We start from the raw sequence: 22838 nt of genomic DNA, 5'->3' as shown, positions 1-22838 counted from the left end.
GCCGAGTGTCACGCGGGATGCAGTACGGTGGTGCCATGCCTCCCACAACACCCTATTCCGCACCGGGCGAAGAGACCGTATCCCGGCGATTTGCCAGCGGCCGCCAATTCGAAATCCGCCGGGGCGACGCGCTCGCCGTTATCACCGAGCTCGCTGCCGGCTTGCGCCTGTTCAGCCGCGCCGGTGTCCAGCTCACGGAAAGTTACGGTGACGATCAACTCCCGCCTGGCGCCACTGGAATCACCTTGGCGCCGTGGGCCAATCGGGTGGAGGACGGGGTCTGGTACCTCGATGGGAAGAAGCAGCAGCTGGACATCACCGAGGTGTCCCGCAACAACGCGAGCCACGGGCTCCTGCGCAACTCGTCTTACGCCCTCGTGGAGGAAGACGAATTCTCGGTCACCCTCGAAGCGGTGATCTTCCCACAGCACGGCTACCCGTTCCTGGCCCGCCATCAGGTCCGGTACGGGATTGATGCCGAGCTCGCACTGCGCGTATCCCAGACGCTCATCAATGATTCGGTGGCCCCCGCACCGTTCGTGCTGGGAGCCCACCCCTATCTGCGCGTTGGAGACGTTCCGCCTGAAGAGATGGTGCTGACGGTTCACGCGGGTACCAGGCTCGTGGCCGACCAACGGCTGATCCCACGTAGCTCGGTGCCGGTCGACGGCGATTTTGATCTTGGCGGCGGCCGCACCGTAGGCAGCCTCGATATCGATGTGGCGTTCAAGGATTTGGACTTCGACGGCGGCGTTGCCCGGCACACGCTGTCAGCGCCCGATGGGCGGAGCGTCAGCTTGGAGCAGGACGAAAACTGCGCCTATGTCCATGTTTTCGTCACCGACACCTTTCCTGGCCGTTCGAAAGCCGTTGCGATCGAGCCCATGACCGGTCCTGCGAACGCCTTCAACTCCGGTGAGGGCCTCCGATGGCTTGAACCGGGGGAGGCCTTCACCATGAAGTGGGGAATTGTGGGCGCGCTGTAGCTGGTTTCCTTATCCGGCACGCCCTGGGGAATTATGGGGGCATGACGCCAGCACAGGACGCCACGCCAGGAAGTGGCACCGATTCAACGGGGCACGGGCCGCTCTCGGAGCACCGCATTGCACAGGACATCCCTTACGGAGTCCGGATTGCCGCTGCCTGGGCATGGCGGGTGGGACTGATCATGCTGGTTGCGGGAGCCCTCATCTGGTTGTTAGGGAAGGTCAGCTTCCTGATCATCCCGCTCATGGTCGCCTCCCTTCTTGCGGGCTTGCTCTACCCAGTCACGGGGTGGCTCAGGAAGCTCAAGATGCCGTAAGGAGTGGCTGTCGCCATCACCGTGGTGGGGTTCCTCGGAGTCATTGCGGGAGCCTTGGCCCTGGTGGGCAGGCAACTGGCTGTGGGATTCGGCGAACTGTGGCAGGAAGCGCTCGCCGGCATCCAGCAAATCCAGGCATGGCTCGCCGAAGGGCCGCTGCATCTGACCGCGGACCAGATCGACAAGTACGTCCAGGACGCCACGTCGGCCTTGCAGAACAACAGCAGCAGCATCCTCAGCGGGGCCCTCTCGTTTGGCAGTACTGCCGGGCATTTTGCTGCCGGCATGGTCCTTGCCCTCTTCATCCTCATCTTCTTCCTTCTGGAAGGATCCAGGATCTGGCGGTTCTTGGTGCGCCTCCTGCCCCGGGCCGCGCGCGCAGCCGCCGACGGCGCGGGCCGGCGCGGTTGGTCGTCCATGGTCAGCTACGTCCGCATCCAGATGTTCGTGGCGTTCGTGGACGCGGTGGGCATCGGAGTCGGCGCCGCAATCATCCAGGTTCCCCTCGCCTTGCCCTTGGGTGTCCTGGTGTTCATCGGTTCATTCATCCCCGTGGTGGGTGCCCTCGTGACCGGAGCCATAGCAGTGCTCCTGGCCTTGGTAGCCAACGGCCCCGTCAACGCGCTCATCATGCTGGGCATCGTGCTTTTGGTACAGCAGCTTGAGAGCCACATCCTGCAGCCGCTTGTCATGGGCAAGGCTGTATCGCTGCATCCCGTTGCCGTGATCCTGTCCGTTGCCGCCGGTTCCTACCTTGCTGGAATCCCGGGAGCGCTCTTTGCCGTTCCGCTCCTCGCCGTAGCAAATACGGCGATTCGCTATATTGCCGCCCGGACGTGGGAACATGATGAAGGACTGACGCCGGCGTACGCTGGCGCGGGGACCGTAACACGGGACTCCGATGGGGATCCCACCATCAAGGAAATCCACTTTCCCGGCGCCATGACCGGCGCGCGGTCCAACAGCGGCAAGGGTGCCGCCAGCCAGAACGCGGCTGCGGAACGGACTTCCCCCAAGGATGCCGCAGACCACACCAACAAAGGAGAATAACCCGTGAATACCCTCGATACCCTGCCCGTCACGCTGGACGATGTCCTTAAGGCGCAGGAGCTGCTCGAGGGCATCATTACCAAGACACCCATCGAGTCCTCACGGGCTCTGGGAGCGATGGTAGGCGGCGAGGTCTTTTTCAAATGCGAGAACCTCCAACGGGCCGGTTCCTTCAAGGTCCGCGGAGCCTACGTCCGGATGGCACGGCTGTCTCCCGAGGAAAAGAAGCGCGGCGTCGTCGCGGCTTCGGCAGGCAACCACGCCCAAGGCGTTGCGGTGGCTGCGAAGAGCCTCGGAATCAAGGCGCGCATCTACATGCCCCTCGGCGTCGCGCTTCCGAAGCTCGCTGCGACCCGCAGCCACGGGGCCGAAGTGATCCTCCATGGACACAATGTGGACGAGGCCCTTGCCGAAGCGCAGCGCTACGCGAATGAGACGGGCGCCGTCTTCGTCCACCCCTTCGACAACGTCGACGTCGTGGCTGGCCAAGGCACCGTTGGGCTCGAAATCCTGGACCAGGTTCCCAATGTCGACACCGTCCTTATGGGCGTGGGCGGTGGCGGCCTGCTGGCCGGTGTGGCCGTCGCGATCAAAGCGAGGGCCAAGGAACTGGGGCGCGAGATCCGGATCATCGGGGTGCAGGCCGAGAATGCCGCCGCCTACCCGCCGTCGCTCGCCGCCGATGCCTTGGTGCCGCTCAAGAAGGTTTCCACCATGGCGGACGGCATCGCCGTCGGACGTCCTGGCCAGCTGCCCTTCAGCATCATCCGCGAACTCGTAGACGACGTCGTCACCGTCAGCGAGGACTCCTTGGCGCGCGCACTCATCTTCCTGCTGGAGCGGGCCAAGATGGTGGTTGAGCCCGCCGGTGCGGTCGGCGTCGCTGCGCTCATGGATGGCAAGATCGAAAACCCGGGAACCACTGTCGTCATCCTCTCCGGCGGCAACATCGACCCCATGTTGATGCTAAAAGTGATCCAGCGCGGCCTCTCAGCGGCCGGACGGTACATGACTGTCCGAATGATGCTTGATGACCGGCCGGGTTCCTTGGCCACGATCGCCCGTATCATCGCCGAAAACGATGCCAATGTGACCGGCTTGGACCACACCCGGGTGGGCGGCTCGATCAGCATGGGCGATGTCTCCATCACCGTCAACCTGGAAACCAAAGGCCACGAGCACAGCGAGCAGGTCCTGGCGGCCCTTCGAGCCGAAGGCTTCCACCCGATCGTGGTGCACTGACAGGCAGCTGAAATGGCGCTCTACACGAACGGAGACGGGCGGGCACCGGCAAAGGAGTCCCTGGCCACCCGAGCCCGGAGCGGGTTGCTGTTCATGGGTGGCTTCGTAGTGCTGCTGGCTGTGATCGAGTTGGTCAACACCTTGATGTTGCATAGCCTCAACAGCGTGTTCGGGCTGCGCTCCCGGAGCCTGGACGGTGTATTCGACATCCTGACCTTCCCGCTGCTCCACGCCAATTTCGGACATCTCCTGTCCAATGTGCTGCCGCTGGTCATCTTCGGTTTCCTGGTGTTTCTCTCCGGTCTCCGGGTGTTCCTGACGGCGTTGGCGTTCAGTTGGCTGGGTTCAGGCGTTACGGTTTGGTTGATCGGCGGGGGAGGCGTGACCGTGGGCGCCTCGGGCCTGGTCTTCGGACTCTTTGCCTTCCTGTTGGTGCGGGGCTTCTTCAACCGCAGCTGGTGGCAGATCCTGCTCTCGGTCGTGCTGTTCCTGGCCTACGGCAGCATCTTGTTCGGCGTGCTGCCCACCGTGATGGGTTTCGTCTCGTGGCAAGCGCACCTCGGCGGGGCCATCGGGGGAGTGGCGGCCGCGGTGCTGCTGCGCCCGCGCCCCCGTGCCCAGGCGCAGCCCAACTAGCTCGCAGTTGTTGTCGTTCTGAGCCATCAAAACGACTGTGGAGTCTCATGACTTAATGGACACTTATGTCTCATGACTTCGTGGACAGTGTGTCTCAGGACCTCGTAGACAGACGGGGCGGGTTTGCTCTGGTTCATGAGCAAACCCGCCCCGAAGATCAGTGTCCGTCATGCCGTTGCTACGTGGCCGGCCGATGCGCCACGCGGTGCCGTGAGCGCGTTCTGCACCGAACACGGTGTCTCGCGTGCCTGGTTCTACAAGGTCCGCACGGCGGCCGGACGCGTCGGGCCGGTGAAGGCCCTGGAGATCAAGCGCCCGGTGCCGTTGACCAGCCCGAAAGCCACGGCACCGGCGATGGTCGAACTCCTGCTGGCCACCCGGGCGGATCTTGAGGCCAAGGGGCTGGATCACGGCCCGTTGTCGGTAATCGCAAAGCTGTCCCGGCAAGGCTTCGCCCCGCCGTCCCGGGCGACGGTGGCCAGGATCTTCGACCGGGCCGGTGTCGTGGTGCCCGAGCCGCGGAAGAAGCCCCGCAGCGCCTACCAGCGGTTCGTCTACCCGCAACCGAACGCGTGCTGGCAGATCGACGCGACCGAGTGGCGGCTGGCCGACGGGAAGACCGTGGCGGTCTTCCAGCTCCTCGATGACCACTCCCGCCTGGCCCTGGCCTCCCTGGCGGCCACCGGGGAAACGAGCGAGGCCGCGATCGCCGTCGTCGCCCTGGCCATCGAACGCCACGGCGTGCCGGAGAAATTCCTCTCCGACAACGGCGCGGCCCTGAACCCGACCCGCCGCGGACGCACCGGCGCACTCGTGGAGTTCCTCAAATCCCACGGTGTGGAACCGATCACCGGCAGACCGGGCAAACCCACCACCCAGGGCAAGAACGAACGCTTCCACCGCACCCTGCACCAGTACCTGCACCGCCAGCCGCCGGCCCCGTCGATTCCCGTCCTGCAAGCCCAGATCGATACCTTCGACCACTACTACAACACCGAACGCGAACACCAGGCCCTGCCCGGGGCCCTGACCCCGCAGGAAGCCTGGGACGCGACCCCGAAAACACCCGCACCGGCCCTCCCGGAACCCGCCATGACCGTCCCGGCAACGGCCCGGAGCACGCAACGGCTCGTCAGGAACGACGGCCGCGTTACCGTGCTGGGAACCGCGTTCAACATCGGCCAGGACCTGGCCGGGAGCACCGTGCACATCGTTTACGACCACGCCGAGATCATGTTCTTCGACACCCGCGGCACCGAGATCACCACCCACCCCCTGCCTGTCAAAGGCACCCGCTACGTCGGCAACGGCAAACCCTCAGGCATCGCAGCAGACCCCGCCGGAGCACGCCGGAAACGGACACGCTACCCGCGCCTCAAACCACCCACGGACGAAGTGTCCACGAAATCATGAGACATCAACCGTCCACAAGGTCATGAGACATGAACTGTCCACGAGGTCCCGAGACATGACAAGCCATCAAAACGACAACAACTGCGAGTCAGTTGGGAAAGCTAAAGCAAAACGCCGGCCCTCCGCGCGAAGGGGAGGGCCGGCGTTGTTGTTTGCGGACTATCAGCCGGCGTACGGCTTGGCGGAAACGATCTCCACGGGGATTTCCTTGCCGTTGGGGGCGACGTAGCTGATCTTGTCGCCTTCCTTATGGCCCATGATCGCCACGCCCAGCGGAGACTTCTCGCTGAAGACGTTGAGATCGGAATCGCCAGCGATTTCGCGGGATCCGAGCAGGAAGGTCTCTTCGTCACCGGCGATGCGAGCTACGACGAGCATGCCCTGCTCGACGATTCCGTCGTCGGCCGGAGCCTCGCCAACCTGGGCATCGCGCAGGAGCGCGGTCAGCTGGCGGATACGGGCCTCGATCTTGCCCTGCTCTTCCTTCGCGGCGTGATAACCGCCGTTTTCCTTGAGGTCGCCTTCCTGACGGGCGGCTTCGATCTTCTGTACGATCTCCGCACGGCCAGGGCCGGAAAGGTGGTCCAGCTCTGCCTTCAAGCGGTCAAATGCGTCCTGGGTAAGCCAAGCTGCAGGCGCGCTGTTGGTGGTCGACACGGACTTCTCCTTATGGATCTGACAAGCAAAGACCCCGCCGGTGCAGGCCACTCGTGGAACTCAGCAACCAACTCAGCGGGGTTAAGGTATTGATCCAGTGTAGTCAATCCTGTGGACAAACCCAAGCTCGCTGAGTCGCGGGTCACACGTTTGTTATTTGCCGTTGTCGACAATCCAGCAGTTGTCCACGACGGCGGACACTGCCCCGGACTCTGTGTGCAGGATGGTCCTTTGGACAGTTGTCTGGCCGCCGTCGGCGCCGTCCTTGGGGGCATTCGGGCCAATCTGGACGACTTTCCAGCCGACCACCGCGAACTTCGAGTCCATGGCCTTGACGGCGCACTTTGCCGTGGCAGCAGGGTTCTTGGTGACCTGGAAATCGACCTCGGACTGGGTGGCGTCCGTGGAGCTGTAGCCGAGATCCTTATATGACACAGACGATTGCGAGGAAGACGTGGTGACCCAAGCCAGGAACCCGATTCCAAGGACGAGGGCGGCGATCACGATGTTGCGTTTGGTCTTCCCGCCGAAGGCGCGCTTTTGGCTGCCGTAGCGATTGGCTAGGCTGTTAGTTGCCGGCAGCGCCGTGCCCGATGGGTCCTCCGAAGTCACCCACCTAGTTTAGTGGGCTTCCGGCACCTCGTTGCACACAGCGGAGACGCCTGAGCGGCAACCAGCCATCAGCAACCCCAGAAGAGTATTACCCGGAAAGAGGAACCGTACCGGATGAGCACATCCAGCAGCCCCGACACACAGCTCCGGCTGCTCGCCGTCCACGCGCATCCGGACGACGAATCAAGCAAGGGCGCGGCAACCATGGCGATGTACGCGGCATCCGGCGTCGAGGTCATGGTGGCCACGTGCACTGACGGTTCGCGGGGCGACATCCAGAACCCGGCCATGGAATCGGCCCCGCACCCGAAGCGGGACATGGCGGGCGCGCGTCGCCTTGAAATGAAGGAAGCGGCCGCCGTGCTGGGAGTCAAACAGCGTTGGTTGGGTTTCGTGGATTCCGGGCTGCCCGACGGCGATCCGTTGCCGCCCCTGCCTGAGGGTTGCTTCGCGCTTCAGCCCCTTGAGCGCGCGGCGGCGCCCCTGGTCCGCTTGATCCGTGATTTCAAGCCGCACGTCGTAGTGAGCTACGACGAAAACGGTGGCTACCCGCATCCGGACCACATCATGGCCCACAAGGTTGCCGTCGAAGCGTTCCATGCTGCCGGAGACCCAACGCGCTACCCCGGGACAGGCGAAAGCTGGGAGCCCAGCAAACTGTATTACGATCGCGCCTTCAGCCCTGACCGCTTCCGTGCCTTGCATTTCGCGCTCGAAGAAGCCGGCCTGCAATCGCCCTACGCGGAACGGTTGGCTTCCTGGCTCGAAGCCGACGCTGAAGGACATACTCCTCCGAGGCCGATGCACCAGACCACCACGCAGGTGGATTGCGGGGACTATTTCGAGGCTCGTGACGATGCCCTCCGGGCGCACCGAACGCAGGTTGATCCGCTCGGCTTCTTTTTCGCTGTCTCCCCGGCGATGCAGCGCAGGGCGTGGCCGTGGGAAGACTTCACTCTGGTCCACTCCCGGATCCCGGCCGAACTGCCGGAAAAGGACCTGTTCGCAGGGCTAAGATAGGATCGCCGGCGATTTCTATCACATGTAGAAGTCGCCAACCGGCTGGAAACTCCCAAAGAAGGTTTGAACCGTGCACCACTTTCTCATCGCCCTGGCCACGACTCCGTCGCCTACCCCGACCCCGTCGCTGCGCCCCGGCTTGTCGGAAGACCAAGTGACCCCGGGGACCTGGGGCTTCGTCCTGACTGCCTTCATCGTGGTGCTCACGACCTTCCTGATCGTGGACATGGTCCGTCGTATCCGCCGGGTCCGCTACCGTGCCCAGGTTGAAGAAGCCCAGCTGGTCGCAGAAACCGGCGGCGCCGATGACGGCGGCGTTGCCTCGGGCAAGCCGAACGCGGAAGACCCCGACGGCGATGCCGGCCCCGGAGCCCGCTGACCCGGGCACCACCCGGGAATGGCCGGGGGCATCCAATGCCCTCGGCTCCGAACCGTCCGCTTATCTGCGCCAACACGCGCACAACCCGGTGCACTGGCGGCCGTTCGGGGACGAGGCCTTCGCATTCGCGGCGGCCCGCGATGTGCCCGTCTTTCTTTCCATTGGCTATGCCGCGTGCCATTGGTGCCACGTCATGGCCCACGAGTCCTTCGAAGACCAAGACACGGCAGACTACTTGAACGCCCACTTCGTGGCCATCAAAGTGGATCGCGAAGAACGCCCCGACGTGGATTCGATCTACATGGCAGCCACCCAGGCCATCAGTGGCGAGGGCGGTTGGCCGATGTCCGTTTTCCTGACGCCCGAGGGCCTGGCCTTCCATGCGGGCACGTATTTCCCGCCAGCGCCCCAGCCCGGGCGGCCGTCCTTCCGGCAAGTGCTTGAGGCGGTCCGCGAGGCATGGCTGGAACGCCGCGACGCCGTCGAGCAGAATGCACGGGGGCTCGCGGCCGGCATGGCCGATGCCCAACTCGCCACGGCCGTCTCCTTGGACAGGCCACCTGAAATCCTGGACAGAAGCCTGCTGTCGGAAGCAGTGCGCGTTCTCGCCCGTTCGGAGGACCCCGACGGCGGGGGCTTCGGCGGCGCACCCAAATTCCCGCCGTCGGCGGTTCTTGAGTTCTTGATCCGGCACGCTGCCGTGGGGTCGGACACGTCCGACGCCGCCCGCGACATGGCCGGCCGCACGCTCGCTGCTATGGCCCGTTCCGCACTGTGCGACCAACTCGACGGAGGCTTTGCCCGGTATTCGGTCACTGCCGATTGGTCCTTGCCGCATTTCGAGAAAATGCTCTACGACAATGCCCAGCTTCTTCGCGCCTACGTCCATTGGGTCAGGCTGCGCGGTGACTGGGCCATGCCGGCGGGCGAGGCAGCGCTGGTGGCTTCGCGGGTGGCGGATTGGATGCTGGATTCGCTCGGCGTGGGGGACCCGGCCGCCCCGGGAGGGCTTGCGTCCTCGCTAGACGCCGATACCGTGGTGGATGGCGTGCATCACGAAGGGGCATCCTACCTGTGGACCCCTGAAAGCCTCGAAGCCGTGCTAGGCCCAGGGGATGGGGCGGCCGTGGCAAGGCTGATGAACGTGGGGGCATCGGGCACAGTCTCGGCGCTTGGATCCCCGCTCCATCCTGGGCGCCAACTGACCGGGGCGGAATCGCGGTTGTGGAACCGTGTCCGGCCCGCCTTGCGTGCTGCCCGGTCTGCGCGCCCCCAGCCTGCGCGGGACGACAAGGTAGTGGCGGGATGGAACGGACTGGCCATCGCAGCGCTTGCCGAAGCTGGTGCGGTCCTGGACAGGCCTGAACTGATCGCCGCCGCGGAAAGCGTGGCCGCGTACTTGGTACGCGTACATTGGCGTCCGGCGTCTGGTTCCGGTGGGCCTGGTTCCGGTGCCTCTGAACCAGATGCGAGGGTGCTGATCAGGGTCTCGCACGATGGCGTTGCGCGAGGGATCGGTGGTCTGTTGGAAGACTACGCGTTCTGTGCCGAAGGCTTCTTGGCCCTCTACGCCGTGACTGGCCACCGGCGCTGGTACCGGTTCGCGGAAGAATTGATCCGCGGAGCTTGCGCGCGGTTCGTGGTGGACGGCACGTTGTCCGACTCCGTGGGGGAGTCCGCCCAGGTGTTCAACGCCCAAGGGCAGCACCCGGGGTTGGACCCCTTCGACACTGCGGCGCCCAGCGGAGCAGCGGCATTTGCCGGTGTGCTGCTGAGCTACGCTGCGTACTCGGGTTCGCACGAGCACAGATTCATGGCAAGCAACATCCTGTCCCTTCTGCCGCCGATAGCCGGCCGGGCACCGCGCGTGGTGGGCTGGCTCCTCGCGACCGCCCAAGCGGCCGCGGCTGGCCCCATAGAGGCAGCAGTATCCGGCCCCGCTGGTCCGATCCAGCGGGAACTCCACCGTGCCCTGCTGGCCTCTCCGAGCCCGGGAATGGTGGTGGCCGTGCAGAGCGGGGAAGCTGGCGAAGAGGCGGCCGACGACGGCGCGCGCCCGGAGACCCGCGTCATGCAACTTGAGGTGCCACTGCTTGAGGCCCGGGTGGCTGCCGCGGACGGCTCACCGCAGGTTTACTTGTGCCGGGGGATGGTCTGTGACCTGCCGCTGCGCTCGGTCGAGGAACTGGGGCAGCGCCTTGCGGCGATGACGGAGAGCTGAGGCTTGCCCGGCCGGGGCCAGCCCAGGGCACCAGCTAGCCCAGGACCGCAATCATGATTGCGGCAAAATGCGCTGCGAAGGCCAACACCGTGAGGGCGTGGAAGAGTTCATGGAAGCCGAAGTTCCGGGGGCTGAAGTTTGGCTTCTTGATTCCATAGAAAACGGCGCCCGCGATGTATAGGGCTCCGCCCACGCAAATCAGGATCGCGACGAGGGCATTTGCCGCGAAGAACTCCGGCAAATAGAACAACGCGCCGCAGCCGAGTGCAACGTAGATTGGCACGTAGAGCCAACGCGGAGCACCGGTCCAGAGGACCCGGAACAACACTCCCAACAGCGCCCCTGACCAGATGACCCACAGCAGGAGCACTGCCTTGGGCCGCTCCAATAGCGACCACGCCAAGGGGGTGTAGCTGCCGGCGATCACCAACATGATGTTTGTGTGGTCTAGCCGTTTGAGGATCATTCTGGTTTTCGGCTCCCAATTGCCGCGATGGTAGACCGCGGACACGCCGAAGAGCAGTACACCCGTGAAAGCGTAGATGGCCGATGCGATCTTCCGGTCGGCCGTAGGAGCCAGCGTCACCAGGGCGATTCCTGCTGCGACGGCGAACGGCGTGGCTACAGCGTGTATCCAGCCGCGCCACCTTGGCTTGATTGCGAGCAGCTCCGACATCGTTTAAGCGTAACCCGCGTCCGGATAAGTTACTGTCGAGTAACGATCGTTTCAATCGAGTTTCAAGACTTCGGTGTGCCAGCGGCCCAGCTTGGGAAGGTAGCCTTGGTGGTGCACCTTCGGCCGCGCGCCGGAGGTGGCGATGGTTGTTTGTGTGAGGGCAGCTAACTTGTGGGTAGCTGCCTGTTGTTAAGTGTGTAACTCCGACGGTTGCAAGTTCTCGAGTTGCTTGTCATCTATCACTTGCGGACGGTGCTGACCACTGAAATGCAAGCACGGCGAGTGCAGCCCAATAGGCCGTGTTCCAACCAGCAGCTTGGGACACGGTGAACACCGCGCCGCCAACGAGGCTGCCAGCGGATTCGCCGATGCCCGTGGAGATTTGTCGCATGTTAAGGAGCTCGGGGTGCGAGCGGCGACCGCCGATGCCTGCGAAAACAGTGCTCAACATGGGTGTAAAGAAGGCTTCCGCTATTGAGAAAACAACCACCGCAAGCAGGACTCCAGGAAGTGAGCCCCCTAACAGGGCTATGACAAGGTACGCGCCGGCGAAGATAGCAACTCCTCCCCGCATGAATGCAAAAGGAGCCGTTCCACCGCGCATTCTTCTGTTCATGAGCAAGCTGATGGAGCCTGGATGGCCGCCACCAACAAGGCGTTTACGACAAAAACCGACGATCTTAGTGGGCCGGCCTCGGCAACGGAGAGGAGGTGGATCGAGATCGAAGAGAAGAGCTGCGCGTAGAGGAAACAACCAGTCGCGGAGGTGATCGCGGCCGCCCGGACTTTCCGATCCAGGACAAGCGCGGTGAACGTTTCCTTTGTGAGCGGTGGCCGTTCCGTAGAGGTGCGCGGTCGTGTTGGAGGAACGAAAATCGCAGAAACCATGGCAGCAGCAACGTATGCTGACGCAACCCACCAAAGAAGAGCAGCCGCTGAGCTGCTTAGGAGCAGCACACCCAGAAGCGGGCCAGCTGCTGCAGCGAGATTTGCGCCTACTTGGATTGCGGAGAAGACGGTCGTTCTCCGATCAGAGGACTGGAGTGATTCTGTGGCGAAGACTCGAAGTGCCATTCCGCTGACACTGATCCCTACGCCCGCGACACCAAGGAGAACAACGACGTTGGCCACCTGGTTCGCAAGACCCAGGGATCCGAAGGAATCTCAATGATGTTGTCAACGGATGTTGGCGTGCCGTGGGGGTGTCCCGGCTGGTCGTGGCCGGGACACCCTCACGAGACCCTTTAGCTGGTCCAGCCCGGATACGGCCTTCGGTCCTGCTCCGGCAGCTCGGCGGCCGCGGCGGGGAGGTTTTCCGGGCCGTCGGACTGGCCGGAGGCCCAGTGGAAGAACACCTCGCCGGTGATCGCTTCGAAGCAGGCGTTCTGGGAGCGGAACCAGTGTGAGGCCGTGTCGCCCTCGAAGCAGGTGCCGTAACCGAAGAGCTCCCCGTTCACGTCCCGGGTGCGGGCGACGGCGAGGATGATGTGGGGCCATGATCCGGCGTCCCAGCCCTCGCTACCCCAGTTCGGCAGGACCGACCAGGCCGTGCCTTCGAGGGTGTCCATCCAGTCGTACCCGTCCCCGGCCCGGTCGTCGGCGGGCAGGACCGGTGCCGTGACCGCTTCCGCGGTGTCGGCGGTGACCGTGCGGGTCAACTTTCCTGTGCTCATGAGGTGATGTGCCGTTTCGCTCGGGCTGGGCGGGTGCCTGGAGTACCGGCTCTCCCTCTCCCCCACCATGTTTTTGCCTGCTGGCGGAGCATCGCGTAGCTGTGCCCGACGGAGCCGGGGCAACCCGAAGGGCAAGCAGTGGATGGATTGTGGGAGGAAATAAGCGCAGCGCCGACACGAGGCATGCGCTGCGCGGCCGTCCGCAGGACGGTTGAGCCGGTGGAGCGGGCACGTACAATCCAACGGACAGCAGCAAAAAAGAAAAAGGGAAAAGCTTGTGCTGTCCGAGCGAAGCGAGGTCCATCACCCGTCCCCTCGGGGTAACCGAAAGAAGGCACAGCGCATGGGCCCGGAGTTCGTGGGAGGGCTGAACATGCCCGAGCTCGTCAGGCTCTTCCCGACTTCGATCCGCCTAGGCCCACAGACCAGAAGCCGGAATTTCGGCCTCGATCCGGACTAGACCTCTTTATCGGTCCATGGACGCTGCAGAGCCAGCACGTCACGACGATGCATAGGGTAAGTGACCGGAATTTCCTTGCAGATACTCACTGGAGGTCTGGTGCTTCCTCCGTGCGATAGAGGTTTTCGATGACGATGTCGGCGTCCAGGGGGCTGATCTTGGGATACATGGTGCGCAACTCCCTCACGGCCGCCTCATGTCCGCGCTTGATATGGATGACCCTCAACCAGCTGATCTGCAGACCGGACAGGTGCACCCCCGCCTTTGCAAGCTGGCGGTGTTCTATGATGCGCCAGACGCTCACGGTCGCCTGGGCAACGGCCAAGAAGATGATCAGCGGTGTGAGGGCGTCAGATCGCCGTGGATAGGTAAAGAACATGGCTGTAAAGAAAATCGAGAGCAGCAAGGTACTGGCCCCGAAGTTCTGCCATCTAAGCCAGTCCAGGTAACGTCCGGGACGCAGGGGCGGGATCTCCGAGCGAGCCGCCTGTTCTGACGGCGCTATTGAAATGCCGGCCGACGCCAGAACCAGACCGGCCATCCACAGGTACGGACGGGCAGGATCTGCGAGCTCGGGCACGGACAGAAGGGTGGATGCGAACACGGCCAGGGGCAGGAGTCCGGGAAGGGTGTCCGCAGCCTGCATTCGCAGCAAGGTCGTAGGCTGTGACCGGCGGTCCCAGGACAGTATGACGACGCCTCGGACCAGGGCAAAGACTGCGAAGAAGAAAGAAAACCCGATGCTCCTGCCGTCCTGTGGTCCAATCGACAGCACGGCAGCGTGCCACATGCCCAGGCATCCGGCAATCACCAAGCCACCGCCGATCATCACGGACACCGATTTAGGGTTCTTTACCACCAGCATGGACGGTCCCCTCCTCCTCGACAGAGTGTGACCCTGTGCGATCATCGAACGCCGGCGCTGCTCCCGTGTCAATGATTGTGTACCCCGGTTCCTGGGAGGTCAGGCAGCCAGTCGGGCGGGCGGCCCGGGCACTGGGGTGTAGGTGGTGCCATCGCGGAGCATGGCCCAGAGGACATTGAGCCGGCGGCGGGCCAGGCAGAGCATGGCCTGGATGTGGGTCTTGCCCTCGGTGCGTTTGCGGTCGTAGTAGGCCCGTGAGGCGGGGCAGGATTTCAGGGCCGAGAGGCCGGAGAGTTAGAAAACCCGCAGGAGCCGGCGGTCGTAGCGCCGGGGGCGGTGGTGGTTGCCGCTGATCCTGCCGGAGTCTCTGGGTGCGGGGGCGAGTCCGGCGACGCCGGCGAACCGGTCGGCGGTTTCAAAGACGGTGAGGTCTCCGCCGGTGGCGCCGAGGAATTCCGCGGCGAGGACGGGGCCGAAGCCGGGCATGCTCAGCAGGGTCGGGGTGTGCCGGTGTTCGGTGACTTTCTGGCTGATCAGCGCATCGAGGTCGGCCAGTTCCTTGTCCAGGGCGATGATCTCCTGGGCGAGGGCGGCGACGATCTGCTCTCCGGGGTGTTGGGCGGGAACGATGGTGTGCTGGCACTTCGCGGCCTCAACTGCTGCTCCGGCCACGGCCGCCGAGGAGCGGGCACCGTGCTTCTTCAGCCAGGCATGGATCCTGGCCTGCCCGGCGCGGCGGATCCCGTCCGGAGTCCGGTGTCTGGTGAGCAGCAACAGGGCGGCTTTGGAGCGGCTGTAGTCGAAGGCCCGCTCCAGCGCGGGGAAGTATTCCAGCAGCTGGGCCTGCAAGCGGTTGATCGCCCGGACCCGGTCCGCTGATTTGTCGGCCCGGCGGGCGGTGAGGATCCGGAGCCCGGTACTGGTCTCGTCCCCGGCCCGCAGGGCCTGCAGGTCGTTGCGCATCCTGGCCTGGTCGGCGATGACGGCGGCGTCCTTCGCATCCGTTTTGCCTTCGCCTCGGTAAAGCTTGGAGGCCTGGTGGACGACCCGGCCGGGGATGTAGAGGATGTTCTGGCCATGGGCGACGAGGATGGCTATCAGCAGCGCCGGGCCGCCGTGGTTCAGGTCCGTTGCCCAGATGACCTCGCCGTCGGCGATTTTCAGGACGGCGCCGATGAGGTCGAGCAGGGCCGGTTCGTCGTTGCGGATTTTCTGCGAGAGCAGCCGGTTTCCGTCGGCGTCGATCACGACACAGTGATGATGGGCTTTGCCGGCGTCGATACCGGCCCACAATTTCGCCAAAACAGCCTCCAGTCTGTCGGATGGGTGGAGCCCGGCAGATAACCGCGCCGTCGTGTCCTTATCCGGCGATTCAAGTCGCGTCTCTCAATGAGCGGTCGGGTCATCGCGGGGCGGCGGGCGGCCAATCCTTCGGAGCCGTCACGACATCAGTCGTCCGGCCACAGCAACAAAGCCATACCCGCCTCCCCCGGGAAGCCACGACCCTACAACGGCCGTGGAGCTGAGCCCGGTAACAACATAAGGACAGCGCTGCAATGCTGAGCCCTCCGCAGACGGATAGTCGCAAGGGCCATGTCCGCATCATCCTGCTCAACAGCACCGCAGCGGCGCGCATGCTGGCAGACAGAGCAAAGCGCAACGCCGGTCTCCCATCCGGCAGTAACGTGCCATCGACCGGCCAGCAGGGCCGGGAGGAGGGGCAAGATTGCGTAAAACCCCAGCTGGGAAAGAAATGACGAAGGGACTGCTGCGGCCAAGACCTGCCAGAGATTTTCTTGGCGGCGCTCTTGACCGCCCATCATCGCTGGGCCTGACATGCGATCCATGTAGGACGCCTCCCCGCGGACCCCCAACAGGTCTGCGGGGGAGATTCACGCTCATTCGCATGCCGGACACTGTCTGTGTCACGAGTGCCGGAAACGTGTCGCCAACCCGGCGAGGGACTTCCGGAAGCTGCTTTCCCCGGTGCTTGGCACACGGCAATCGAGTGACGCAGACGCGCGTCAGGCCGAGACGTGTTCGTCCTGGGAAGCGATCGCTTGAGGCCTGCGGGCTGCGTCGCTGATCCGCAGCAGCAGGGCGACGATGATCCAGTTGGCAAGGAGGGAGGACCCGCCCGCGGAGAGGAACGGCGTCGTCAGTCCGGTTAGGGGGATAAGGCGGGTGACGCCGCCGATGATGATGAAGCACTGAATCGCCATGGTGAAGGACAGCCCGCAGGCGAGGAGTTTCCCGAACGCATCCCGGATGCCCAACGCGGCCCGGAATCCCCTGGTGAAAAGCAGCAAATAGAGCAGCACGATGGCGAACAGCCCTATCAGGCCTAGTTCTTCCCCGAGGGAGGCGATGATCATGTCGCTGTTGGCGAAGGGCACAAGGTCAGGGCTTCCGAGCCCGAGGCCTTTTCCGATCAGGCCGCCGTCGGCCATTCCGAAGAGGCCTTGGACAATCTGGGCACTACCCCCGGGAAAGCGGGTGTACACCTGGGCGTCGAAGGCATTGACCCAAGCGTCGATCCGCAAGCCGACGTGGGAGAAGATCTTCGCCGCGGCGTATCCGCCCACCGCCATGAGCACCAAGCCGAGAACCAACCAGCTGGCTCGGCTCGTGGCAACGTAGATCATCACCATGAACAGCCCGAAGAGCAATATGGACATGCCTAGATCGTGCTGGAAGACCAGTACGCCTACGCTCGCGGCCCAAGCGGTGACCATAGGCCCCGTGTCCTTGATTCTGGGAAACTGCAGGCGCCCGAATTTCCTGCCCGCCAACAAGATCAAGTCCCGGTTGGAGGACAAATATCCCGCGAAGAAGATGGCGAGCGTGATCTTCACGATCTCCCCGGGCTGGAACTGCAGGGACCCGACGCGTATCCAGACATTCGCGCCGTTGATATCGCCGGCGGAAATGCCCGGGACGAGGGGAAGGATGAGAAGGGCGGCGCTGACAGCAAGTGCAATGAAGGTGTACCGGCGCAGTATCCGGTGATCCTTCAGCAGCCACAGCGCAGCGGCCGCGACCAGGACCGAGACGATCGTCCAGTTGAGCTGATTGGTCCCGGCAGTGCTACCGGTTGACGCGTCCAAGCGTCGGATCATGGCGATGCCCAAGCCGTTCAAGGCCACGACGATCGGGAGGATCACCGGATCCGCATACCGTGCCCTGAACCGCAGGACAACGTGGAACACCCCGGCCAGCGCCGTCAACGTTCCGGCTTGGAGCCAGAATCCAAAGTCGAGGGCTTCCTTCTTGTCCACGCTGGTCATTGCGATGGCTCCGATGCCGACACCAAGGGCGAGTACCAGCAGCACCATTTCTACGTTCCGGCGAGGCTTCGCCAGAATCGCTTGCTGGCTCATTGGCATCTTCTTTCGTGGATTTCGGGCGGCCCGGGTGGGTTCCTCTCAGCGGGTCCGTGTTCAGTGCGTCATCATAGCCCGATCAGCTAGGCATCTGTTGGGAATGGAACCTGGCGCGTCAGCTGGCAGGCCCTGTCACAGGCTGAATCACCACGTCGTCGAGCTTCGGAAGCGCACGCTCAAGCTGGTGCCGGGCGTCATCAACTGTTTCTTCCACGGCTGAGAGTGCTGCGTTGGCGACGACGATGGTGGCCGCCCCCTGAAGGCGATGGCCAACCCAGCGAAGCTGCAGCTTCGGCACGGAAAGAACACCGGGGGTCCTCTCCAACGCTGCTTGGGCGTTGTCGAGGAGTTCGGGTTCTATTCCATCCATCAGGCGCCGTCCGACGCTGCGTACGGTGCCCCAGAGCAGGACGATGATGGTCGCCGAAATCAGCAGGCCGACGATGGGGTCGGCCAAAGGGAATCCGAGCAGCACGCCGCCGGCGCCAAGTACCACGGCGAGGGAGGTGAATCCGTCGATGCGGGCGTGCACGCCGTCGGCGACCAGTGCAGCGGACCCGATCTGCCGGCCGACCCTGATGCGGTAGACAGCCACAATTTCATTGCCTGCAAAGCCTATGAGTCCGGCCGCGAGAACCCACCACAGGTTGTGCAGGGGTTGCGGGTGGAACAAGCGGTCAATGGACTGCCAAGCGGCGACCACCGCAGAAAGCGCAACCACGACGACGATGAACAGTCCCGCAAGATCCTCCGCCCGCCCGTATCCATAGTTGTAGCGGCGAGTTGCCGCCCGACGTCCCAGGATGAACGCGATCCACAGGGGCACAGCGGTGAGCGCATCCGAGAAGTTGTGGATGGTGTCAGCCAGCAAAGCGACGGAGCCGCTGATAAGGACCACGAGAAACTGCAGGACCGTGGTGGCAAGGAGTATGAAAAGGCTGATCTTAAGAGCCCGGACGCCCTGGGTGCTGGACTCAAGGGCATCGTCGATGGAATCGGCCGAGTCGTGGGTGTGCGGGACGAAAAGCTCGTAGAGCCAGCCCTTCAGGCCCCCATGGTGCTCGTGCTGGTGGTCATGCTCGTGCTCGTGTCCAGCGTGCTCATGGTCATGGTCATGGTCATGGTCGTGCACGTGGTCGTCGTGATGATCAACTTGCTGGTGACTGCTCATGCCGTTGCCTGTTCTGCGCGGTGGTGTGCAGGGGTGCCGCCGAGGGCATGTTCTGCTTGGAAGATGGCATCTGCCACAAGTTGTCTGGCGTGCTCGTTCTCCAGCCGGTACATAACCCTGGTTCCGTCCTGCCGCGTGGAAACCATCCTCGCCAGGCGCATTTTGGCAAGGTGCTGCGATACTGCCGCCGGGGACTTCCCCACCAGGTCCGCCAGCGCGCCGACGGCCATTTCGCCGTCGCGGAGCGCCAGGATGATCCGTACCCGCGTGGCATCAGCCAGCATCGCGAACACTTCCACGGCCAACTCAACGTACTGGCTGTCGACACCCAGCGAGCAGGCACTCTTATCTGCATTCATACGCAGATTCTTTCACACATCGCGACTAAAGCCACATCGAAGACCCGGAAGGGTCCAGGGAGGGCCATCAGGCGGTCAGGGTCCAGCGGGCTGAATGAAGTTCTCAATGCATCCGCGGTGAACTCTCGATGAACCCGGGAACACTATCCACAGCGTTGTTCACATTGGGTAAAACCTCTGTGGAAAGCGTGCAGGCCCTGGATTCACCCGTATCTCGCGATTTTTCGCACAATGTAAGTGGATGTCCACATAAATTGTCCACAGCTGTGGATAAAGTTACGCACTTCTGTGGAAAGAACATCGGGTATCAGAGCCAAACTCCAGAGCTGCCACGACGATGGCTGTCCACCAGATGGGTATCGATGATGCCGATCGCCTCCATCAACGCATACATGGTGGTTGGCCCGACGAACGCGAAGCCCTTCTTACGCAGGGCCTTGGACAAAGCGATCGATTCCGGCGACTGGGTGGCGACATCGGCAAAGGTACGCGGTTCAGGCGTTGACACGGGTTGGAAGGACCAAACGAAGTCCACCAGTCCGCCTTCGCCGCGTAGGGCGATGGTGGCTTTGGCGTTGGTGATGGCCGCGCGTATCTTGAGGCGGTTGCGCACGATCCCTGGATCCTGCATCAGCCGTTCGACATCCGCCTCGGTGAAGGCCGCCACACTTTCCGGGTGGAAATTCAAGAAAGCCGACCTGAACGCTTCGCGCTTGCGCAAGATAGTGGCCCAAGAGAGACCCGCTTGGAAACCCTCAAGGCTGATGCGCTCGTACATGCCCTGCTCGTCCCGCACGGGCATGCCCCACTCGTGGTCGTAGTAGTCGCGCATGAGCGGGTCAGCGGATGCCCACGGTGGCCGGGCGAGGCCGTCATCGCCAATGATGGTGCCGTTCTCGGGCGGGGTCATGGGTGTTCCTCCACAGGAAGCTGGGCAGAAGTTGTTGTTGACATTGTGCCCCAGCCCTACGACATCCCAGTGACACGCATGGTGATATTGATCCGCCCACTGGGCAGTCCGCAGCCCTCGGGGGCCGTTCCGGGGAGCACCTTGGTGATGCCGTGGTACGCAAAACGCGATGCACCGCCGAACACGAACAGATCGCCGGAGGACAGTTCGACGTCGTTGTACGGCTTGGTGCGGGTCTCAGTGTTCCCGAATCGGAAGACGCAACTGTCACCGATACTGAGTGACACCACAGGGGCCCGGGACTTCTCGTCCTTGTCCTGGTGCATTCCCATCTTGGCGTCGTCGTCGTAGAAATTCACCAGCGCGGTGTCCGGCGTATAGCTGGCGGCTTCGGCCGCATCACCGTATGCCTCGAATAATGCTTTGCGGCCAAGCCGAACCATCCAGTCGGGAAAGTCCAGGACCCGCCATCCGTTGACGTCGAAGGCCTCGCGTGTGTACTTGTACGGCCGCCAGTGCCAGCCCAAGCAAACCGTCCGGACGGACATTGGGTGCCCACCGGGAAGAACTGGCGCACGCAAGGGGACTGGACCATGTGTCCATTCATCGAAACGGGCCATGATCCACCTCTGCTGTTCAAGGCTCAACCAGCCCGGAACGTGCACGGCGCCGGGCGCGATTTCTCGCGGACCGGCGTCGGGCGCGTCCGGCAACTCAAGCGGAAACAGTGGTTCCGTCCATCCGGAGCTCATGCTGCCTCAAGGGCCAACAAGGTGCGCTTGGCCTCCGTGCCGCCAAGGTAGTTGCCAAACGATCCATCGGATTTCACCACCCGATGGCAAGGAACAATCACCGGCAGCGGGTTGGTGGCGCAGGCAGTGCCGACGGCGCGCACGGCTCGCGGTCTTCCCGCCGCCAGGGCCACTTGAGCGTAGCTTTCCGTGTGCCCGTACGCGATGTGCGGCAGATGCTCCAGGACGCTGAGCCGGAATCCACGCGAAAGGCTGAAATCCAAGGGGAGGTCAAAATTGTGGCGCGTCCCGCCGAAGTATTCATCCAGTTCGCGGGCAGCGGGATCCAGGCGGCCAGCTGAGAAGAGGATCCGCGGACTGAGTTTTTCAGCGAGTAGTTGCAACACGGCGTCGTGGTCTTCCACTTCAAAGGCAACGCGCACCATGCCGCGCTCCGTTGCCGCGAGCAGCAGTTTGCCGATCGGGGAATCCACGGTGCGGTAGGCGATATCGAGGGTGTGTTGTTCCGCGGCCGCCGCTGCGAGACGGTCGTGGAGCCGCTGGAGGACGTCTGGTTCAACGGAATCGAAGGGTGCGAGGAGCTCGGAGACGTCGGGTTCGTTGTGGTCGATGGTCATGGGGTCTCTTCTTTCACGTAGCTCACGGAGCTATCGACGAGAATGGTGCGAAGCGCCTTGACCCCGTCGGCACCTGCACGACGCGCGGCGTCGGGGGTTCCGCCGAGAAGCACGGCGACGTCCTTGTACGGAAGCCCGGCGAGGTAGTGGTACGCCACCGCCCGGCGCTGTTTCGGTGGAAGCTGCCCGACGGCGTCGAGCACTTCCGCATGGCCGTCGCCGGGGATGCCGAGCCCGGAATGGCTCACAGGCAGCACATCTACGGGAACTGGCTGGCGATTCCGCGCACGGACGATGTCGATGGACTTGCGGTGGGCGATGGTGACGAGCCACGCCTGGATGTTGGCGCCTGCAGGAAGCTCAGGGTAGGCCCTCAAGGCGGAGAGGAACGTCTCGGACCAGCCGTCTTCCGCGTCGTGGGGGCCAAGAACCGCACGGCATACACGGAGCACCGTGGGTCCGTGCTCCCGGACGATCAGCTCGAACGGCTTCTTGGGCTCCATCAGAAGAGCTTGCTTTCCTTAGCCGCCGCTGGTTCCTCGAGTTCCAGCAGGAACCGCTTGTTGTCCAGTCCGCCGGCGTATCCGGTGAGCCTCCCGTCGTGCCCTACTACCCGGTGGCACGGAATGACGATACTTAGCGGATTGCGGCCAACCGCCGAACCGACGGCCTGGGAAAGGTTGCGATCACCAAGTTCGGTGGCCAGTTGCCCGTAGCTAACGGTTTCCCCATACGGAATTTGTTGGAGCCGGGCCCAGACCCTCTCCTGGAAGGGATTCCCGGAAGCCTTGAAAAGGACGTCGAACACCGTCCGTTCGCCGGCCAAGTATTCGCCGAGCTCAGCGGCTGTTTGCTGGAACAGGGGGTCATCGGCCGGGACGGCTTGGCCGAAGAATTCCGTGGGCGGCATATGCCAGTGACCCTCGAAGAAGATGCCCGTCAACAGCCCGCCACGGGCAGTCAGCGTGAGCTGGCCCAGCGCGGAATCAATGGTGGTGTGCCTGGTGGTCATGTCTAGTAGACGGTGCAGGCGGTTGAAATGTGAGGTAGCCGCTTAAGAGCGCCAGCGCGTGGTCATGAGGAAGCCGACAATCGCGATGCCGAAGCCTGCCACGATGTTCCAGGACTCCCACGCTGGCACGGGAAGTTGACCACTGGTGATGTAGAAAGTGATGATCCACAGCAAGCCAATGATCATGAGGCCGAACATGACTGGCTTGTACCAGACTGGGTTCGGCTTGTACTGCTGCGCAGTAGCCGCCTCGGCGGGGCGGGCGGCCCTCTTGCGGGGCTTGGACTCGGGCACGGATCCTCCTGGGCCGGGTGAATGAATGGCCACGCGTCAGCTTGATATCCTGCAGGAAGGAAAATTCCAGCGGTCAACGTGCACGCGGCAATTCCGGGTTCGTACTAGCAGTCAAGTCTAGCCGGATTTCGGA

At 63.5% G+C, this 22838-nt stretch carries 21 protein-coding genes and 2 pseudogenes; 8 read left to right on the top strand and 15 right to left on the bottom strand.

What is annotated here, in order from left to right; translation table 11 throughout:
- Positions 1 to 35: 35 nt before the first annotated feature.
- The 5 genes and pseudogenes from OW521_RS07835 (at position 36) to OW521_RS07815 (ending at position 5644) form a co-directional block, all read left to right on the top strand.
- A complete protein-coding gene (locus OW521_RS07835) occupies positions 36 to 986 on the top strand; it encodes an aldose 1-epimerase family protein (protein WP_268024286.1) in 951 nt (316 codons plus the stop codon).
- Positions 987 to 1027: 41 nt separating this feature from the next.
- Positions 1028 to 2353, top strand: a pseudogene (locus tag OW521_RS07830) (AI-2E family transporter).
- A gap of 3 nt (positions 2354 to 2356) precedes the next feature.
- On the top strand, positions 2357 to 3595 hold the full coding sequence (gene ilvA / locus OW521_RS07825; protein WP_268024284.1) for a threonine ammonia-lyase: 1239 nt from the start codon (positions 2357 to 2359) through the stop codon (positions 3593 to 3595).
- A 12-nt stretch (positions 3596 to 3607) separates the two neighbouring features.
- Positions 3608 to 4231 carry a rhomboid family intramembrane serine protease gene (locus OW521_RS07820; protein ID WP_268024282.1) on the top strand — a complete coding sequence of 208 codons (624 nt, stop codon included), beginning with the start codon at positions 3608 to 3610 and terminating at the stop codon, positions 4229 to 4231.
- Positions 4232 to 4366: 135 nt separating this feature from the next.
- A complete protein-coding gene (locus OW521_RS07815) occupies positions 4367 to 5644 on the top strand; it encodes a DDE-type integrase/transposase/recombinase (RefSeq protein WP_268024280.1) in 1278 nt (425 codons plus the stop codon).
- Positions 5645 to 5806: 162 nt separating this feature from the next.
- On the opposite strand, the gene greA is transcribed toward OW521_RS07815, so the two are convergent.
- Positions 5807 to 6301 (bottom strand): transcription elongation factor GreA, encoded by a 495-nt coding sequence (gene greA, locus OW521_RS07810; protein ID WP_268024278.1) that lies wholly within the window; start codon positions 6299 to 6301, stop codon positions 5807 to 5809.
- Between the two features lie 153 nt (positions 6302 to 6454).
- A complete protein-coding gene (locus tag OW521_RS07805; RefSeq protein ID WP_268024276.1) occupies positions 6455 to 6913 on the bottom strand; it encodes a DUF4307 domain-containing protein in 459 nt (152 codons plus the stop codon).
- A gap of 114 nt (positions 6914 to 7027) precedes the next feature.
- On the opposite strand from OW521_RS07805, the gene mca reads away from it, so the two are divergent.
- The 3 genes from mca to OW521_RS07790 all read left to right on the top strand — a co-directional run bounded on the left by mca (position 7028) and on the right by OW521_RS07790 (position 10533).
- A complete protein-coding gene (mca, locus tag OW521_RS07800) occupies positions 7028 to 7933 on the top strand; it encodes a mycothiol conjugate amidase Mca (protein WP_268024274.1) in 906 nt (301 codons plus the stop codon).
- Positions 7934 to 8003: 70 nt separating this feature from the next.
- The gene (locus OW521_RS07795; RefSeq protein WP_268024272.1) at positions 8004 to 8312 is read left to right on the top strand and encodes a hypothetical protein; all 309 of its coding nucleotides are present in this window, start codon (positions 8004 to 8006) and stop codon (positions 8310 to 8312) included.
- The gene (locus OW521_RS07790; protein WP_268024270.1) at positions 8290 to 10533 is read left to right on the top strand and encodes a thioredoxin domain-containing protein; all 2244 of its coding nucleotides are present in this window, start codon (positions 8290 to 8292) and stop codon (positions 10531 to 10533) included. The genes OW521_RS07795 and OW521_RS07790 overlap by 23 nt, the downstream gene beginning before the upstream one ends.
- Positions 10534 to 10567: 34 nt before the next feature.
- On the opposite strand, the gene trhA is transcribed toward OW521_RS07790, so the two are convergent.
- From trhA to OW521_RS07725, 13 genes and pseudogenes are all read right to left on the bottom strand, one after another.
- Positions 10568 to 11209, bottom strand: a complete 642-nt coding sequence (trhA, locus tag OW521_RS07785) for a PAQR family membrane homeostasis protein TrhA (protein ID WP_268024268.1) — start codon at positions 11207 to 11209, stop codon at positions 10568 to 10570.
- A gap of 1244 nt (positions 11210 to 12453) precedes the next feature.
- On the bottom strand, positions 12454 to 12882 hold the full coding sequence (locus OW521_RS07780) for a hypothetical protein (RefSeq protein WP_268024266.1): 429 nt from the start codon (positions 12880 to 12882) through the stop codon (positions 12454 to 12456).
- Positions 12883 to 13427: 545 nt separating this feature from the next.
- Positions 13428 to 14207, bottom strand: coding sequence for a hypothetical protein (locus OW521_RS07775; protein ID WP_268024264.1), 780 nt, complete (start codon positions 14205 to 14207; stop codon positions 13428 to 13430).
- Positions 14208 to 14306: 99 nt separating this feature from the next.
- A pseudogene (locus tag OW521_RS07770) lies at positions 14307 to 15509 on the bottom strand (IS110 family transposase).
- Positions 15510 to 16231: 722 nt separating this feature from the next.
- A complete protein-coding gene (locus OW521_RS07765) occupies positions 16232 to 17587 on the bottom strand; it encodes an FtsW/RodA/SpoVE family cell cycle protein (RefSeq protein WP_268024262.1) in 1356 nt (451 codons plus the stop codon).
- A gap of 118 nt (positions 17588 to 17705) precedes the next feature.
- On the bottom strand, positions 17706 to 18761 hold the full coding sequence (locus OW521_RS07760; protein WP_268024260.1) for a cation diffusion facilitator family transporter: 1056 nt from the start codon (positions 18759 to 18761) through the stop codon (positions 17706 to 17708).
- On the bottom strand, positions 18758 to 19120 hold the full coding sequence (locus OW521_RS07755) for an ArsR/SmtB family transcription factor (RefSeq protein ID WP_268024258.1): 363 nt from the start codon (positions 19118 to 19120) through the stop codon (positions 18758 to 18760). Before OW521_RS07755 ends, OW521_RS07760 begins: the two co-directional genes overlap by 4 nt.
- Positions 19121 to 19427: 307 nt before the next feature.
- Positions 19428 to 20030 carry a DNA-3-methyladenine glycosylase I gene (locus OW521_RS07750; protein WP_268024256.1) on the bottom strand — a complete coding sequence of 201 codons (603 nt, stop codon included), beginning with the start codon at positions 20028 to 20030 and terminating at the stop codon, positions 19428 to 19430.
- Positions 20031 to 20086: 56 nt separating this feature from the next.
- On the bottom strand, positions 20087 to 20782 hold the full coding sequence (locus OW521_RS07745; RefSeq protein ID WP_268024254.1) for an alpha-ketoglutarate-dependent dioxygenase AlkB family protein: 696 nt from the start codon (positions 20780 to 20782) through the stop codon (positions 20087 to 20089).
- Positions 20779 to 21399 (bottom strand): methylated-DNA--[protein]-cysteine S-methyltransferase, encoded by a 621-nt coding sequence (locus tag OW521_RS07740; RefSeq protein WP_268024252.1) that lies wholly within the window; start codon positions 21397 to 21399, stop codon positions 20779 to 20781. The genes OW521_RS07745 and OW521_RS07740 overlap by 4 nt, the downstream gene beginning before the upstream one ends.
- Positions 21396 to 21902: an RNA polymerase sigma factor gene (locus OW521_RS07735; protein ID WP_268024250.1), complete on the bottom strand. Its 507-nt coding sequence runs from the start codon at positions 21900 to 21902 to the stop codon at positions 21396 to 21398. Before OW521_RS07735 ends, OW521_RS07740 begins: the two co-directional genes overlap by 4 nt.
- Entirely contained in the window at positions 21902 to 22411 is a 510-nt protein-coding gene (locus OW521_RS07730; RefSeq protein WP_268024248.1) for a methylated-DNA--[protein]-cysteine S-methyltransferase, read from the bottom strand. Before OW521_RS07730 ends, OW521_RS07735 begins: the two co-directional genes overlap by 1 nt.
- A gap of 42 nt (positions 22412 to 22453) precedes the next feature.
- Positions 22454 to 22705, bottom strand: coding sequence for a cell division protein CrgA (locus OW521_RS07725; RefSeq protein WP_268024247.1), 252 nt, complete (start codon positions 22703 to 22705; stop codon positions 22454 to 22456).
- Positions 22706 to 22838 lie beyond the last annotated feature (133 nt).

Origin of the sequence: Arthrobacter sp. MMS18-M83 (assembly GCF_026683955.1) — a bacterium.
GTDB lineage: Bacteria > Actinomycetota > Actinomycetes > Actinomycetales > Micrococcaceae > Arthrobacter.
The sequence above is the reverse complement of the archived record's forward strand: the minus strand, read 5'-3'. Positions and strand labels throughout refer to the sequence as shown.